At 72.2% G+C, this 15261-nt stretch carries 12 protein-coding genes; 8 read left to right on the forward strand and 4 right to left on the reverse strand.

What is annotated here, in order from left to right:
• The first annotated feature begins 121 nt into the window (after nucleotides 1–121).
• Nucleotides 122–1648 (forward strand): ABC transporter permease, encoded by a 1527-nt coding sequence (locus ITJ44_RS12400; protein ID WP_194635860.1) that lies wholly within the window; start codon nucleotides 122–124, stop codon nucleotides 1646–1648.
• Nucleotides 1649–1651: 3 nt separating this feature from the next.
• On the forward strand, nucleotides 1652–2845 hold the full coding sequence (locus ITJ44_RS12405; protein ID WP_194635861.1) for an ABC transporter permease: 1194 nt from the start codon (nucleotides 1652–1654) through the stop codon (nucleotides 2843–2845).
• A gap of 53 nt (nucleotides 2846–2898) precedes the next feature.
• Here ITJ44_RS12405 and ITJ44_RS12410 read toward each other — a convergent pair whose 3' ends face one another.
• Entirely contained in the window at nucleotides 2899–3504 is a 606-nt protein-coding gene (locus tag ITJ44_RS12410; protein WP_194635862.1) for a PH domain-containing protein, read from the reverse strand.
• A gap of 71 nt (nucleotides 3505–3575) precedes the next feature.
• Here ITJ44_RS12410 and ITJ44_RS12415 point away from each other — a divergent pair, with 71 nt between their 5' ends.
• The 4 genes from ITJ44_RS12415 to ITJ44_RS12430 all read left to right on the forward strand — a co-directional run bounded on the left by ITJ44_RS12415 (nucleotide 3576) and on the right by ITJ44_RS12430 (nucleotide 9758).
• On the forward strand, nucleotides 3576–5267 hold the full coding sequence (locus tag ITJ44_RS12415) for an ABC transporter ATP-binding protein (protein WP_194635863.1): 1692 nt from the start codon (nucleotides 3576–3578) through the stop codon (nucleotides 5265–5267).
• A 99-nt stretch (nucleotides 5268–5366) separates the two neighbouring features.
• Entirely contained in the window at nucleotides 5367–7220 is a 1854-nt protein-coding gene (locus tag ITJ44_RS12420; RefSeq protein ID WP_194635864.1) for an ABC transporter substrate-binding protein, read from the forward strand.
• A 114-nt stretch (nucleotides 7221–7334) separates the two neighbouring features.
• Nucleotides 7335–9242 (forward strand): translational GTPase TypA, encoded by a 1908-nt coding sequence (gene typA, locus ITJ44_RS12425; protein WP_194635865.1) that lies wholly within the window; start codon nucleotides 7335–7337, stop codon nucleotides 9240–9242.
• A 6-nt stretch (nucleotides 9243–9248) separates the two neighbouring features.
• On the forward strand, nucleotides 9249–9758 hold the full coding sequence (locus tag ITJ44_RS12430; RefSeq protein ID WP_194635866.1) for a hypothetical protein: 510 nt from the start codon (nucleotides 9249–9251) through the stop codon (nucleotides 9756–9758).
• Between the two features lie 56 nt (nucleotides 9759–9814).
• Here the strand turns inward: ITJ44_RS12430 and efeB are convergent, their stop codons facing one another.
• From efeB to efeU, 3 genes are all read right to left on the reverse strand, one after another.
• Nucleotides 9815–11155, reverse strand: coding sequence for an iron uptake transporter deferrochelatase/peroxidase subunit (gene efeB, locus ITJ44_RS12435; RefSeq protein WP_194635867.1), 1341 nt, complete (start codon nucleotides 11153–11155; stop codon nucleotides 9815–9817).
• The gene (efeO, locus tag ITJ44_RS12440) at nucleotides 11155–12372 is read right to left on the reverse strand and encodes an iron uptake system protein EfeO (RefSeq protein ID WP_194635868.1); all 1218 of its coding nucleotides are present in this window, start codon (nucleotides 12370–12372) and stop codon (nucleotides 11155–11157) included. The genes efeB and efeO overlap by 1 nt, the downstream gene beginning before the upstream one ends.
• 79 nt (nucleotides 12373–12451) lie before the next feature.
• On the reverse strand, nucleotides 12452–13363 hold the full coding sequence (gene efeU, locus ITJ44_RS12445) for an iron uptake transporter permease EfeU (protein ID WP_194635869.1): 912 nt from the start codon (nucleotides 13361–13363) through the stop codon (nucleotides 12452–12454).
• 177 nt (nucleotides 13364–13540) lie between these two features.
• Here efeU and ITJ44_RS12450 point away from each other — a divergent pair, with 177 nt between their 5' ends.
• Together ITJ44_RS12450 and fdxA are read left to right on the forward strand one after the other, a co-directional pair.
• Nucleotides 13541–14899, forward strand: coding sequence for a PIG-L family deacetylase (locus tag ITJ44_RS12450; RefSeq protein ID WP_194635870.1), 1359 nt, complete (start codon nucleotides 13541–13543; stop codon nucleotides 14897–14899).
• 40 nt (nucleotides 14900–14939) lie between these two features.
• Complete coding sequence (fdxA, locus tag ITJ44_RS12455) at nucleotides 14940–15260, forward strand: ferredoxin (protein WP_045528705.1); 321 nt, start codon at nucleotides 14940–14942, stop codon at nucleotides 15258–15260.
• Nucleotide 15261: the final 1 nt, after the last annotated feature.

Consider the following 15261-nt stretch of genomic DNA (forward strand, 5'->3'; position numbering starts at 1 on the left):
CTGGCCTCGGCACCCTCTCCATGTCCGTTGCCGATTCGTGATCCGCGGATCCGGCCGCGTATGCTCTCGTCGGGTCGGGTCACGAGCCCTGGCCGAACACAGAAAGGGACGTCGTCGCCCCGTGCTTACCTTCGTCTTGAGACGCCTCGTCGCGTCGTTCTTCGTCCTGCTGGGCGCCAGCTTCATCATCTACAACCTCGCCGCCAACTCGGGTGATCCCCTGCAGGATCTGCGGGAGAACCCGTCGCCGAACCGCGATGCGCTCATCGCCGCTCGCGTCGACCTCCTCGACCTCGACGTGCCGTCGCCGCTGCGCTACTTCATCTGGCTCGGCGGGGTGTTCAAGGTCTTCATCGGCCAGGTCGACCTCGGCAAGGCCATCGACGGCCGCGAGGTCAACGAGATCATCGCCAACGCCGCCGGGCAGACGATCCAGCTGGTCACGATCGCCACGATCATCGCCGTGCTCATCGGCGTCTCGATCGGCATGACGACCGCGCTCCGCCAGTACAGCGGCTACGACTACACGGTCACCTTCGCGTCGTTCCTCTTCTTCTCGCTGCCGATCTTCTTCGTCGCCGTGCTGCTCAAGCAGTACGTCGCCATCGGCTTCAACGACTTCCTCGTGAACCCGTCGATACCCCCGGTCCTGATCGTGGTCCTGTCGCTCGTGTCGGGCTTCGTCTGGATGAGCATCATCGGCGGCGATCCGAAGCCCCGCCTCATCGTCTTCGGCTCGGCGACGGTCATCACCGCGGTCGTGCTCATCTACCTGCTCGCCACGGACTGGTTCACGCGCCCCGGTCTCGGCATCGTGCTCATCGGCGCCCTGGGCGCCCTGGTCGCGGTGCTCATCACCTCGCTCTCGACGGGCCTGCGCAACCGACGCGCCTTCTACTCGGCGCTCGCCATGGCGGTCCTCGGCGCCGCGCTCTGGTACCCGCTGCAGTACGTGCTGACCGTCTCCGCCCCCTGGTGGATCACGATCGTGCTCATCGTCGCGTTCGTCGTGATCGGCGTGGTGGTCGGCTACGTGGTCGGCCAGAACGACAAGCCGATCGTCGCCCGCGGCGCCGGCATCACGGGCGGCCTCGTGGCGCTGCTGATCATCGTCGACCGCGTCATGCAGGTGTGGCCCGACTACGTGACCAACACCCGCGGACGCCCCATCGCCACCGTCGGCGCCGTCACGCCGGGCCTCAACGGATCCGTGTGGCAGGGCATGCTCGACAGCTACACCCACCTCCTGCTGCCCACCATCGCGATCCTCCTCATCTCCGTCGCGAGCTACTCCCGCTACTCGCGGGCGAGCCTCCTCGAGGTGATGAACCAGGACTACGTGCGCACCGCGCGCGCCAAGGGCCTCACCGAGCGCACCGTGATCATGCGCCACGCGTTCCGCAACGCCATGATCCCCGTCGCCACCGTCATCGCCTTCGACGTGGGCGGCCTCATCGGCGGCGCGGTGATCACGGAGACGATCTTCGCCTGGAAGGGCATGGGATCCGTCTTCCAGGACGCCCTGACCAAGACCGACCTCAACCCGCTGATGGGATTCATCCTGATCACCAGCATCCTGACCGTCATCTTCAACATGCTGGCCGACATCCTGTACTCGGTCCTCGATCCTCGAATCCGGGTGAGCTGACACATGTCCAACGCACTGATGGGGAACCCCAACGACCCCCACAACGACCCGCACCTGCCCGAGGGCGGCGCGAACTCCGAGCTGACGATCGAGCAGCGCGAGGTGGAGGGGCTCAGCCAGGGCACCGTCGTCCGCCGCCGGTTCCTCCGCCACAAGGGCGCGATGAGCGCCCTCGTGGTGCTGGTGCTGATGGCGATCCTCGTGTACTCGTCGGTCGGCGTGCAGTTCTTCGGCCTCCGCATCCCCGGCTGGTGGATGTGGAACTACGAGGACGTCGCGCCCATCGTCAACGGCGGCAATCCCACCTGGGAGCTGCCGTTCCAGTTCGGCGTGCACCCCTTCGGCCAGGACGAGATCGGGCGCGACATCTTCGCCCGCGTCATGCGCGGCACGCAGCAGTCCATCGTCGTGATGGTGCTGTACGGCATCATCGCCGCATTCATCGGCATCGTGATCGGGGCCGTGTCCGGCTTCTTCCGCGGGCGCATCGACTCGCTGCTCATGCGCTTCACCGACCTCATCATCGTGATCCCCGTGATCGTCATCGCGGCCGTGCTCGGCCGCACCTTCGGCGGTCTCGGCGCGGTGGTGCTCGGCATCGTCCTCGGCCTCATCGGCTGGCCGTCGCTCGCCCGCCTCGTGCGCGGCGAGTTCCTCAGCCTCCGCGAGCGCGAGTTCGTCGACGCCGCGCGCGTCGCGGGCGCCTCGAACAGCCGCATCGTGTTCCGGCACATCCTGCCGAACGCGATCGGCGTGGTCATCGTGTCCACGACCCTGCTGATGAGCGCCGCGATCCTCCTCGAGGCGGCGCTGTCCTTCCTCGGGTTCGGCATCGTGAAGCCCGACGTCTCGCTCGGCCAGATCATCAACGAGTACCAGGGCGCGTTCGCCACCCGGCCGTGGCTGTTCTGGTTCCCGGGCCTGTTCATCATCATCATCGCGCTGTCGATCAACTTCATCGGCGACGGACTGCGCGACGCGTTCGACCCGCGCCAGCGGCGCATGCCGGGCGGACAGGGGCCCTACCAGCAGATGTTCGCCATGCTCACCGGTCGCACCCGCCGCGAGCAGGGCCCGACGACCGGCTCCGGCGCCGAGGGCGTCCGCGTCCCGCCGCCCGTCGGCTCGGCCCGGCCCGACGCGCAGGCCGACGGTCCCGCCGAGGGCCAGGCGCCCGACGCCACGGACGGCCGATGACGGTCCCGGCGGCGAGCCGGGAGCTCCGCCGCGGACCCGCCGCGGGACGGACCTCAGATGAGGCCGGTCACCACCGTCGCGACGACGAGCACCGCGAGCACGGCGATCTCCGCCCAGTGCGTGCGCACGCGCCGGCCCTCCTCCTCGACCGGGCCGCCCAGGTGGCCCGCCTCGGCGAGGTCGGCGAGGCGCCTGCGGATCACCGTGGCCGCGTCGCCCGAGTCGGTGCGCGGGAGGTCGCCCCGACGCGCGTCCTGCATCATGGCGCTGAGGTAGGGGTGGACCTTCTCCTCCTTCGTGGTGATGTAGGCGTTGGAGCGGCGGCCGGGCGCCGGAGCGGCCCAGGCCGTGACGCGCTCGTGCGCGGTCGTGACGTTCAGGGCCCACTTGGTGTCGACCTCGCGGATCGCGGGCCACGACATCTCGTGCGTGCGGAAGACGTTGCGGATCTCGACGCCCTCGGTCGCGATGCGCACGCGCGGCGCCCAGAAGACGAGCCACGACGCGTAGGCCAGCAGCAGCGGGCCCCACACGGCCGTCGGGAGCAGGTCGGCACGACCTCCCACCACGGTGCTCACGAGCACGAAGACCACGATCGCCGAGACGATCACGGTCAGCAGGCGTCCGAACGACGGGCGGATGACGACGGGCTGATCCATGGCCACATCGTCCCACGGCCCGCATGGGCGCCCCTCGACACCCCCACTTCCAGCAGCCAGGAGGCCGCAGCATGAGCGCTCACGCGAACGGGGCGGACCCGATCGTCCCCATCCTCGAGGTCTCCGGACTCGGCGTCGACTTCTGGGTCGGCGACGAGTGGATCCCGGCGGCCATCGACCTCGACTACAAGGTCAACCCGGGCGAGGTCCTCGCCATCGTCGGCGAGTCCGGCTCCGGCAAGTCCGTCAGCTCCATGTCGCTGCTCGGCCTCCTGCCCAAGAACGGCCGGGTCCGGGGGAGCGCGAAGCTCAAGGGCGTGGAGATGGTCGGCGCCGACCAGGCCACCCTGCGGAAGGCGCGCGGCAACGACATCGCCGTGATCTTCCAGGAGCCGATGACGGCGCTCAACCCCGTCTACACGGTGGGCTTCCAGATCGTGGAGGCCCTGCGCGTCCACAACTCGATCATCCCGTCGGCCGCCAAGGTGCGCGCGCTCGAGCTGCTGAAGCTCGTCGAGATGCCGGACCCGGAGAAGGCGTTCGACTCCTACCCGCACCAGCTGTCCGGCGGGCAGCGCCAGCGCGCGATGATCGCCCAGTCGCTCTCGTGCGACCCCGACATGCTCATCGCGGACGAGCCCACGACGGCGCTCGACGTGACGATCCAGGCCGAGATCCTCGACCTGCTGCGCCGGCTCCACCAGCGTCTCAACAGCGCGATCGTCATCATCACGCACGACATGGGCGTGGTGGCCGACCTCGCGACCAACGTGATCGTGATGAAGAGCGGCCGCATCGTCGAGCGCGGCTCGGTGCGCGAGATCTTCCAATCGCCGAAGGACCCGTACACGAAGCAGCTGCTCGCGTCGGTGCCGCACCTCGGCACGGGCGAGGCCTCGCAGGTCGAGATCGTCGAGCGCACCACGGAGCCCGCCATCTCCCTCAAGGAGGTGGACATCGACTACCCGAAGCTCGGCCGCGTGCCGGCGTTCCGGGCGGTCTCGGGCGCGTCGTTCGACATCCACCCCGGCGAGGTCGTCGGCGTCGTGGGGGAGTCGGGATCCGGCAAGACCACCATCGCGCGCGCCGCGGTCGGCCTCCTGCCCGTCGCGGGCGGCGAGCTGACCGTCGCGGGTCGCCGCATGACCGGCATCTCCGCGAAGGACCTCCGGGCCGTGCGCCGCGAGATCGGGATCGTGTTCCAGGACCCGGGCTCCTCGCTGAACCCGCGCTGGCCCATCGGCCAGAGCATCGGCGAACCGCTCGAGCTCTCGGGGCAGTTCTCGAAGAAGCAGCAGAGCGACCGGGTCGAGGAGCTCCTCGAGCAGGTGGAGCTGCCGCGCAGCTTCCGCAACCGGTACCCGAACGAGCTCTCCGGCGGTCAGCGCCAGCGCGTGGGCATCGCCCGGGCGCTCGCGCTCCGGCCGAAGGTGCTCGTCGCCGACGAGCCCACCTCGGCGCTCGACGTGTCGGTGCAGGCCCGCGTGCTCGCGCTGCTGCAGGAGATCCAGAAGGAGCTCCAGTTCGCGTGCCTCTTCGTGAGCCACGACCTCGCGGTGGTCGACCTCCTCGCCGACCGCATCGTCGTGATGAACCACGGCAAGCTCGTGGAGCAGGGGCCGACCGAGTCGATCCTCCGGAACCCGCAGCACCCGTACACGCAGAAGCTCATCGCGGCGGTGCCCCTGCCCGATCCCGACCAGCAGAAGGAGCGCCGCGAGCTCCGCGAGGCGCTGCGCGACCAGCAGCCGCCCGCCGCCTGATCCGCGCCTGCACGACCCGGCCCGCCGTCCGACGCACCCCCTCGCGGGGGCGCGTCGGACGGCGGGCCTCGTCGTGCCGCTCGCGTAGGATCGACGGCGATGGACAGCGACACGCGAGGCCCCGGGGCCGTTCGAGCCGGGCGCCCGCGAGGGATCCGCCGGGCCGTCCGCGGTGCCTCCGCCGCCGTCGCGCTGGCGCTCGTCGCCGGTCTGGCCGCCTGCTCGCCGACGACGGGCATGGTCGCCGACACGGAGATCCGCGCCGCGGTGCCCACCTCGTTCACCTCCTACAACACGGCCTCCCGCACGGGCGGAACGGCGGGCAACGAGGAGATCGTCCACGCGACGAACTCCCGGTTCTCCGAGGTCTCCGCCGACGGCACCGTCGCCGCCGACCCGGGCTACGGATCCGCGAAGGTCGTCTCGCGCGATCCCTTCACGGTGCAGTACACCGTCGCCGAGGGCGTCCGCTGGTCGGACGGCGAGCCCGTCGACGCGGCCGACCTCCTGCTCGCCTGGGCCGCGGGATCCGGCGCGCTCGACACCCCCGGGTTCGACCCGGCCGGGTACGTGGACGACGCGACGGGCGGCTACACGGGCCCGCTGCCCGACCAGACCGTCTACTTCGACGCGGCCGCCGACGAGACGCTGACGCACGTCACGCGCACGCCCGAGATCGGCGACGGCGGCCGGTCGATCACCATGGTCTTCGACGAGTACACGCCGGACTGGCGCCTCGCGTTCGAGGTGGGCCTGCCCGCGCACGCGGTGGTGCAGCTCGGCCTCGACATGTCGAGCCCTGGCCGGGCGAAGCAGACGCTCGTGGACGCCGTGCAGGACCGCGCGCCCGAGCTCCTCTCGCCCATCTCCGACGCCTGGAACCGCGGCTTCGGCGTGGCGGAGATCGCGGCGCACCCGGACCGCGCGGTGGGCTCGGGGCCCTACGCCATCGAGTCGATCGACCCGGGGACCTCCATCACGCTGCGCGCCAACCGCTTCTACACCGGGCTGCACCGTCCGTCGGTCGAGCGCATCGTCGTGTCCACGATCGAGGATCCTGCCGCTGCCGTCGCCGCGCTCCAGGCGGGCGACCTGGACGTCATCGCGCCCCCGGCGGACGCCGAGGTGTCCGACGCGCTGGCCGGGATGGCCGGCGTCCAGGTGGTGCGCGGCGCCTCCGACACCTGGGAGCGGCTCGACCTGCAGACGCTCGGCGCGCGCGACGCCGCCATGTCGGACGCCGCGGTCCGCACCGCGTTCCTCTCCACCGTGCCGCGGGACGCCATCGTCCGGGCGGCCGCTCTGCCGGCGGATCCCGACGCCGCGACGCGCGACTCCTTCGTGCTCGCGCCCGGGGCGGAGGGGTACGCCGACCAGGTGCGCGCCAACGGATCCAGCCGGTTCGACGACGTCGACCTCGACGAGGCACGGCAGCTGCTCGCCTCGGTCGGACGCGCCGCCCCCGAGGTCTGCGTGCTCTTCGATCCCGCCGACGCACGGCGCGCGGCCGCGTTCGCGGCCATCCGCGACTCCGCGGAGAAGGCCGGCTTCGTCGTGACCGACTGCTCGACCCCGCAGTGGGAGAGCGTCATCGACCAGCCGGGCGCCTACGACGTCGCGCTCCTCTCCTCCGAGGACGCGTACCCGTCCGTCGCCGGGATCCGCGCCGCGCACGAGGCCCGCGCCGATGCGCGCGACGGGCAGTCCACGGCCGACCCCGACGTCGCGTCCCTCTTCGCCTCGCTCAGCCGCACCGAGGACCAGGACGCGCGCGACGAGCTCCTCCTGCGCCTGGACCGCCGCATGTACGGCGACCGCGCGGGCCTCCCGCTCTACCAGCTGCCCGCGCTGGCGGCCATGCGCGACACCGTGGGCGGGGTGCAGGTCTCGCCGCACCAGGCCGGGATCCTCGACGACGCCTGGCGTTGGACCCTGTCACCCGACGCTCCCTGAGCCCGGCTTGCATCGGCACGGTAGGCTGTAGGTCGCTGGGAATAGCAGACGGCGGCTCTTCGCCCTCCTCCCTTGATGACAAGGCCGGCACCCTCTCCACTGAAGGACAGCACTATGGCGCTAGTCGCGCGCAACGACCTCCGCAATGTGGCCATCGTGGCCCACGTGGACCACGGCAAGACGACCCTGGTCGACGCCATGCTCAAGCAGACGAACTCGTTCGACGCCCACTTCGAGGGCGAGGACCGGATGATGGACTCGAACGACCTCGAGCGCGAGAAGGGCATCACGATCCTCGCGAAGAACACCGCGGTGCTCTACAACGGGAAGCACGCCGACGGCACGCCGATCGTCATCAACGTGATCGACACCCCGGGCCACGCCGACTTCGGCGGCGAGGTCGAGCGCGGCCTGTCCATGGTCGACGGCGTCGTGCTCCTCGTCGACGCGTCCGAGGGCCCGCTGCCCCAGACGCGCTTCGTGCTCCGCAAGGCGCTCGAGGCGAAGCTGCCCGTGATCCTCCTGGTCAACAAGACCGACCGTCCCGACGCGCGCATCGACGAGGTCGTGGCCGAGAGCCAGGACCTCCTCCTCGGCCTCGCCTCCGACATGTCGGACGAGCACCCGGACCTCGACCTCGACGCCATCCTCGACGTGCCCGTCGTCTACGCGTCCGGCCGCAACGGCGCCGCGAGCGCCAACAAGCCGGAGAACGGCACGCTGCCCGACAACGACGACCTCGAGCCGCTCTTCAAGGCGATCCTCGACCACGTCCCGGCGCCCACCTACGACGACCAGCACCCGCTGCAGGCCCACGTCACCAACCTCGACGCGTCGCCGTTCCTCGGCCGCCTCGCCCTCCTGCGCGTCTTCAACGGCACGCTCAAGAAGGGCCAGCAGGTCGCCTGGGTCAAGCACGACGGATCCGTCAAGAACGTGAAGATCACCGAGCTCCTCATCACGAAGGCGCTCGACCGCTTCCCGACCGAGTCCGCGGGCCCCGGCGACATCGTCGCCGTCGCCGGCATCGAGGACATCACCATCGGCGAGACGCTCGCCGACCCGGACGACGTCCGCCCGCTGCCCACCATCACGGTGGACGACCCGGCCATCTCGATGACCATCGGCACCAACACCTCGCCGATGATCGGCAAGGTCAAGGGCCACAAGCTCACCGCCCGCATGGTCAAGGACCGCCTCGACCGCGAGCTCATCGGAAACGTCTCCATCAAGCTGGTCGACATCGGTCGCCCGGACGCCTGGGAGATCCAGGGCCGCGGAGAGCTCGCGCTCGCGATCCTCGTGGAGCAGATGCGCCGCGAGGGCTTCGAGCTCACCGTGGGCAAGCCGCAGGTGGTCGTCAAGCAGGTCGACGGCAAGGTGCACGAGCCCTTCGAGCACCTCACCATCGACTCGCCCGAGGAGTACCTCGGCGCGATCACGCAGCTCCTCGCCGCCCGCAAGGGCCGCATGGAGGGCATGGCGAACCACGGCACCGGCTGGGTCCGCATGGAGTTCGTCGTCCCGTCGCGCGGCCTCATCGGCTTCCGCACGGAGTTCCTCACGATCACGCGCGGCGCGGGCATCGCCAACGCCGTGTCGCACGGCTACGAGCAGTGGGCGGGCGAGATCACGACCCGCGTCAACGGCTCGATCGTCGCGGACCGCTCCGGCGTCGCCACCCCGTTCGCCATGGTGGCCCTGCAGGAGCGCATGTCGTTCTTCGTGGAGCCGACCCAGGAGGTCTACGAGGGCATGGTCGTCGGCGAGAACTCGCGCGCCGACGACATGGACGTGAACATCACCAAGGAGAAGCAGCTGACCAACATGCGTCAGTCCACCTCCGACTCCTTCGAGCGCATGACGCCCTCGCGGCGCCTGACGCTCGAGGAGTGCCTCGAGTTCGCCCGCGAGGACGAGTGCGTGGAGGTCACGCCCGAGTTCGTGCGGATCCGGAAGGTCGAGCTGGACGCCAACGCGCGCCAGCGCAAGACCTCGCGGCTGAAGAAGCAGAACGCGTAGCGCAGCATGACCCCGACGAGCCCGTCCGCCCGGTCCCTCCGCAGGAGGGGGCTGGCGGCCGGGCTCGTCCTCGTGCCGGGCCTGGTGCTCTCGGGATGCAGCCAGGTGGGCGACGTCGTCCGCGAGGCCGCCCATGAGGGCGCGAAGCAGGTGCGCCACAGCGTCGAGGACGTGATCGGCGACACGCTCGGCAAGGTGCAGGTGTCCACGGACGGCCACGTGCCGCCCTCGTTCCCGTCGGACGCCGTGCCCTTCGCCGACGGCAAGCTCCTCGGCGGGGGAGCGGCGCCCGACGACGCCGGCTGGGTGGCGCAGGTCGCCGTGCCGGACGTGGAGGGCGGCTTCGCCGACGCAAAGGCGCGGCTCGAGGCGGCCGGCTACGCGTCGAGCGAGGTCGCCAGCGACGCGCAGAGCGGCTACGGGCGGTTCACGACCGACGCGTACTCGGTCATCGTCACGGTCTCCGCCGATCTCGGCTCCCCGGTCGCCACGTACGTGGTGCTGCCCGCGGGCTGAGGCCGGCGGGCGCGCCGGCCGGCGGGCGCGCAGGGCGCCGGGCGCCGGGCGCCGGGTCAGGAGGCGAAGAGCGTCTCCCCGACGTAGCCGTCGCGCGAGGCGCCGGGCGGCACCGCCCAGATCCCGCTGCCCACGTGACGCAGGTACTCGTTCATCGCGTCGCGGGCGAGGCTCCGCTGGATGGGGATGAACTGCGTGCGCGGATCCCGCTGGAACGCGAGGAAGAACAGGCCCGCGTTCAGGCGGCCGAGATCGTCGTTGCCGTCGACGAAGTTGTAGCCGCGGCGGAGGAGCACCGCGCCGTCGTTCTGGTCCGGATGCGCGAGGCGCACGTGCGACGCCGGGTCGATGAGCGGGGCGCCGGCGCGGCCCGTGGCGTGGAAGTCGGGAGCGGTCGTCTCGATGCCGCCGCTCAAGGGCGCGCCGGATCCCTTCGTCCGGCCGACCACGCGCTCCTGCTCGCGGAGCGACGACCGGTCCCAGGTCTCGATGGTCATGCGGATGCGCCGCGCCACCAGGTACGACCCGCCCTGCATCCACGCCTCGGTCGGCGCGGATCCCGCGTCGGCCCAGACGTGGTCCTCGACCTCGCGGGTGTCCTCCGACTTGACGTTCGCGGTGCCGTCCTTGAAGCCGAACAGGTTCCGCGGCGTGACCTGCGCGCGGCTCGTCGACGACGTGCGGCCGAAGCCGACCTGCGACCAGCGGATGGACGCGCGGCCGAACGCGATGCGCGAGAGGTTGCGGATCGCGTGCACGGCCACCTGCGGATCGTCGCTGCACGCCTGGATGCAGAGGTCGCCGCCCGTGGCCTGCGCCACGAGGGCCTCGCCGGGGAAGCGCGGCAGGTCGACGAGCGCGGCGGGGCGGCGGTCGGCGATGCCGAAGCGGTCGACGCCGTCGGCCGTCGTGAACAGCGTCGGGCCGAGGCCGAACGTGATGGTGAGGCCGGCCGGCGGCAGGTCGAGCGCCTCGCCCGTGTCGTCGGGCGGGGAGTCGTACGGGCCGTCGACGGCGCCGAGCGCGCCCGCGGATCCACCCGCCGTCATGCGGGCGGCCGCGGCGCTCCAGTCCTGGAGGAGCGAGATGAGGCCCGCGCGGTCGATGTCGGCGACGTCGAACGCGGCGAAGTGCAGGCGGTCCTGGGCGGGGGTCGTGATGCCCGCCTGGTGCGCCCCGTGGAACGCGTAGGTCGCGCCGCCCGCGGCCCGGCGCGCGCCCGCGAACGCGCGGTCGGCCATGACGCCGCCCGCGGAGCCGACCAGGCCGCCGCCGAGCGCGCCCGCGCCGAGGAGGCCGAGGATCCCGCGGCGGGAGATGCCGGCGGGCCCCGCGGGCGCCGCAGGGGCAGACGGGGCCGCGGCGTCCGCGGTCGGCGTGGTGTCGTGGTCCGTCATCAGCCGACGAGCGCGCCGGTGAGCTTCGACAGCGGCTCGGCGAGCGCGTTGACGCCGTCCGCGAGGCCCTTGACCTGGTCCGTGGTGAGGCGGTCGTAGGTCGTGAAGCCCTCCTCGAGCGATCCGTACGCCGCGAGCGACTTCTCGAGCGACGCGAACTGCGCGTCGAGCGTGGACACGAGCTGCGGGTCCTTGGCCGCGACGATGTCGCGGACGCCCTCGTACGCGACGCGGGCGCCCTCGAGGTTCGCCTGGAAGTCCCAGAGGTCGGTGTGCGACCAGATCTCCTCCTCGCCGGTGATCTTGCCGGAGGCGACCTCGTCCATCAGCCCGACGGCGCCGTTGGAGACGGTGGAGATGTCGACCGCGAAGCCGTCCGCGTGGACCGCGTCGTAGAGCTTCTGGGTGTCCGCCGTCAGCTCCTGGGCGAAGTGCGCGCGATCCCCGGCGTCGAGCGGCGTGTAGACGTCGCCGCCGTTCGCGTCGGGCGAGGGCCGCCAGAGGTCCTTCTCGATCCGGTGCCACCCGGTCCACTCGGTGCCGGGCTCGACGTCGGCCTCGCGGAAGTCGATCTCGGGGTCGAGGTCGCCGAACGACTCCGCGACGGGCTCGACGCGCTCGTAGTACGCGCGTGCCGTGGGATAGAGAGAACGCGCCTTGTCGTCGTCGCCCGCGAGGTACGCGTCCGCGAACTCCTGCGTGGCCGGCAGGAGGCGTCCGACCTGGTCCTTGACGTACGCGAGGTACGCGGCCGCCGCGTCCTGGCCCTGCTGCTCGGCGTCGCCCGCGAGCGCCACCTGGTCGCCCGTGACGGTGAAGGGCGCGCGGCCGACGCCGTCGCCCACCATGCCCGGCTTGCAGACGGTGAAGTAGCTGCCGGGCTGGGCGGTGAGCACGAGGTCGCGCTCGATGCCGGGGCTCACGTTCTCGACCTCGCCCACGATGCGGAGGCCGTCGTCCGCGAGCAGGTAGAACTCGGTCACCTGGTCGGTGGAGTTCGTGACGTGGAACGACACCGTGCCGCTGGGGGCGGTCGCGGCCGACACCGTGCACGCGTCGGCGGAGCTGTCGACCGTGAGCTGCGTGACGCCGGAGTCGGCGGCCGCGGCGCCGGCACCGGCGCCGGCGGATCCGGTCGGGGTGTTCGCGACGCAGCCCGAGAGGGCGAGGGCGGCGCCGGCGAGCAGGGCGGCGGCGGGGAGGGTGGAGCGCTTCATGGGTCCTCGGGGGGAGCGGGCCGGCGGTGCCGGGCGGTGGATGGAGCGGGGGAGGCGGAAGGGGCGGCGGTGCGCCGGGTCAGCGGGCGGCGGTCGCGTCGGCGACGCGGGCCGGGTCGCCGACCGCGGGGGCGGCCGGGGCGGCCGGGGCGGCCGGGGCGGCGGAGACCGCCGACGGACGCGCCCCCCGACCGCGGCGCGCGAGCGTCAGGTAGGTCGCGAGCGTCGGCACCACGTAGAGCGTCCACGTGATCGCCTCGAGCCACGTGGTGGCGGGGGAGAAGTTGACCGTTCCCTTCAGGAGCGTGCCGTACCAGGATCCGGGCGGGACGGCGCCGGAGACGTCGAACGCGAGAGCGCCGATGCCGGGCAGGATCCCCGCCTCCTGCAGGTCGTGCACGCCGTACGCGAGCACGCCGCCGGCCACGACGATCAGGAGCGCGCCGGTCCAGGTGAAGAAGCGCGCGAGGTCGATGCGCAGCACGCCGCGGTAGACGAGCCAGCCGAGGGCGACCGCGGTGACGAGCCCGAGGCCCGCGCCGACGAGCGGCATGGTCGTGGCGCCCGTGGCCTGCACGGCCGACCAGAGGAACAGGGCCGTCTCGATCCCCTCGCGGCCGACGGCGAGGAACGCGACGGCGACGAGTCCCCACGCGGCGCCCGCGATGGCCCGGTCGACGGCGCCCTGCAGCTCGGAGCGCATGTCCTTCGCGGTGCGGAGCATCCAGAACACCATCCAGGTCACGAGGCCGGTGGCGACGATGGAGAGGGATCCGCCGATGGCCTCCTGCGCCTCGAACGTGAGGCCGTAGGCGCCGTAGGTGAGGATCGCGCCGACGGACAGGGCGAGGAGGACCGCGAGCCCCACGCCGAGCCAGAGCCGGCCGAGGACGTCCCGGCGGCCGATCTTGACGACGTAGGCGATGAGGATGGTGACGACCAGGGCGGCCTCGAGGCCCTCGCGCAGGCCGATCAGGTAGTTCGCGAACACGGGTGCGCCTCTCCGGGCGGCGGGCGCGGGGGACGCGCCCTATTGCTGGCTGTGGGGAAATTAAGGTGAGGCTTGCCTTACCTCGTGCAGGGTAACGCCGGGGGCGGGGGCGCGTCCAGTCGGCCGTCCCGGTGCGCGCCCAGGGAGCGGCGCGCGGCCCGCGGCTAGGATCTCCGGATGACCTCCGGCACGTCCCGACGCCCCGATCGGGCCGCCCGCATCGACCGCCCCGCGCGCGAGCACGTCGTCGTCGTGCACGCCCACCCCGACGACGAGAGCATCGTCACGGGCGGCACCATCGCGAAGCTCGTGCGCGACGGCGTGCCCGTCACCGTGGTCACCTGCACGCGCGGGGAGCGCGGCGACGTGATCCCCGACGACCTCCGCCACCTCGAGGGCGACCTGCGCGCGCTCGCGGACCACCGCGAGACCGAGCTGGCCGACGCCATGGCGGCCCTCGGGGTCACCGACCACCGCTTCCTCGGGGATCCCGACGCGCGCTGGCGCGGCCTCGCGCCCCGCCGCTACGTCGACTCCGGCATGGAGTGGGGGGAGGACGGCGTGCCCGTGGCGCTGCGTCCGCTCGATCCCGACTCGCTGTGCGCGGGCGACGAGGCCGACGAGGCGCGCGACGTGCTCGCGGTCATCGCCGACGTCGACGCCACGAGCCTCATCACCTACGACGACCACGGCGGCTACGGCCACCCGGACCACGTGCGCACGCACGTCATCGCGACCTGGGCGGCCGAGGAGGCGGGGATCCCCGCGTACCTCATCACCACGACCGAGTCCTCGGCCCGCGAGGCCCACGAGCGCGTCGCGGCGCGCGGCCGGTTCCCCGCGCCGGATCCGCGGCCGGCGGGCATGCTCGTGCTGCCGGACGACGCCGTCGACGTCACGGTCGACGTCGCGGAGGCGCTCGACGCCAAGACCCGCGCCATCGCCTCGCACCGCACGCAGGTCGTGGTCGACGGCGACCAGTTCGCGCTCTCCCACGGGATCGGCGAGCCCATCGCGGCCGTCGAGCTGTTCCGGATCCACCGGCCGGCCGGCGCCGCGGCGGACGACGGGGCGCCGCGGCCCCCGCGCGGACTGCAGCGCGCGGGCACGGCGGTGGCGTCGCTCGCGCTCGGCCTGCTGGTGGGCGCGGTGAGCACGGCCGCGCATCGGGCGACGCTCCCGGTCGCCGGGATCGCGCTGCCGGTCGGCCTCGTCCTCGCGCTCGCGACCCTCGCGTGCCTGCTGGTCGCGTACCGGCTGCTGCTCGTCGACCGCCTGCACGCGCTCTGCCTCGGGCTCGGCGTGGTCGCCGCCACCGTGGTGCTCCGCTCGCGCGGGCCGAGCGGATCCGTGCTGTTCCCCGACGACGCGATGAGCCAGATCTGGGCCGTCGCGCCCGCGATCCTCGTCGCGGCGGTGGTCGTGTGGCCGCGGTTCCCGGCGCGGGCGCCCGCCGCCGACGCGCGCCCGGATGCCGCCGGCGCCGCGGGATCCGACGCCCCGGCCCCGGCCGGCACGCCCTCGCGGCCCGCGTAGACTCGTCGGGCCACACCGCTCCCGGAAGGACCCGCCCGAAGTGACCTACGTCATCGCCCTGCCCTGTGTCGACGTCAAGGACCGCGCCTGCATCGACGAGTGCCCGGTGGACTGCATCTACGAGGGCGAGCGGTCGCTCTACATCCACCCGGACGAGTGCGTGGACTGCGGCGCCTGCGAGCCGGTGTGCCCGGTCGAGGCGATCTACTACGAGGACGACCTGCCGGAGAAGTGGTCGGACTACTACACGGCCAACGTCGAGTTCTTCGCGGAGATGGGATCCCCGGGCGGCGCGACCAAGGTCGGCGTCACCGCGGGCGACCACCCCGTCATCGCCGCCCTCCCGCTGCAGAACGGCTGAA

This window comes from Clavibacter sp. VKM Ac-2873, assembly GCF_015351075.1.
Classification (GTDB): Bacteria; Actinomycetota; Actinomycetes; order Actinomycetales; family Microbacteriaceae; genus Clavibacter.

Bases quoted from the DNA above. Each gene is read 5' to 3' on its own strand.
- ITJ44_RS12405 (WP_194635861.1), top strand. From the start codon at position 1,652: ATGTCCAACGCACTGATGGGGAACCCCAACGACCCCCACAACGACCCG.
- ITJ44_RS12410 (WP_194635862.1), bottom strand. From the start codon at position 3,504: ATGGATCAGCCCGTCGTCATCCGCCCGTCGTTCGGACGCCTGCTGACC.
- ITJ44_RS12415 (WP_194635863.1), top strand. From the start codon at position 3,576: ATGAGCGCTCACGCGAACGGGGCGGACCCGATCGTCCCCATCCTCGAG.
- ITJ44_RS12420 (WP_194635864.1), top strand. From the start codon at position 5,367: ATGGACAGCGACACGCGAGGCCCCGGGGCCGTTCGAGCCGGGCGCCCG.
- typA (WP_194635865.1), top strand. From the start codon at position 7,335: ATGGCGCTAGTCGCGCGCAACGACCTCCGCAATGTGGCCATCGTGGCC.
- ITJ44_RS12430 (WP_194635866.1), top strand. From the start codon at position 9,249: ATGACCCCGACGAGCCCGTCCGCCCGGTCCCTCCGCAGGAGGGGGCTG.
- efeB (WP_194635867.1), bottom strand. From the start codon at position 11,155: ATGACGGACCACGACACCACGCCGACCGCGGACGCCGCGGCCCCGTCT.
- efeO (WP_194635868.1), bottom strand. From the start codon at position 12,372: ATGAAGCGCTCCACCCTCCCCGCCGCCGCCCTGCTCGCCGGCGCCGCC.
- ITJ44_RS12450 (WP_194635870.1), top strand. From the start codon at position 13,541: ATGACCTCCGGCACGTCCCGACGCCCCGATCGGGCCGCCCGCATCGAC.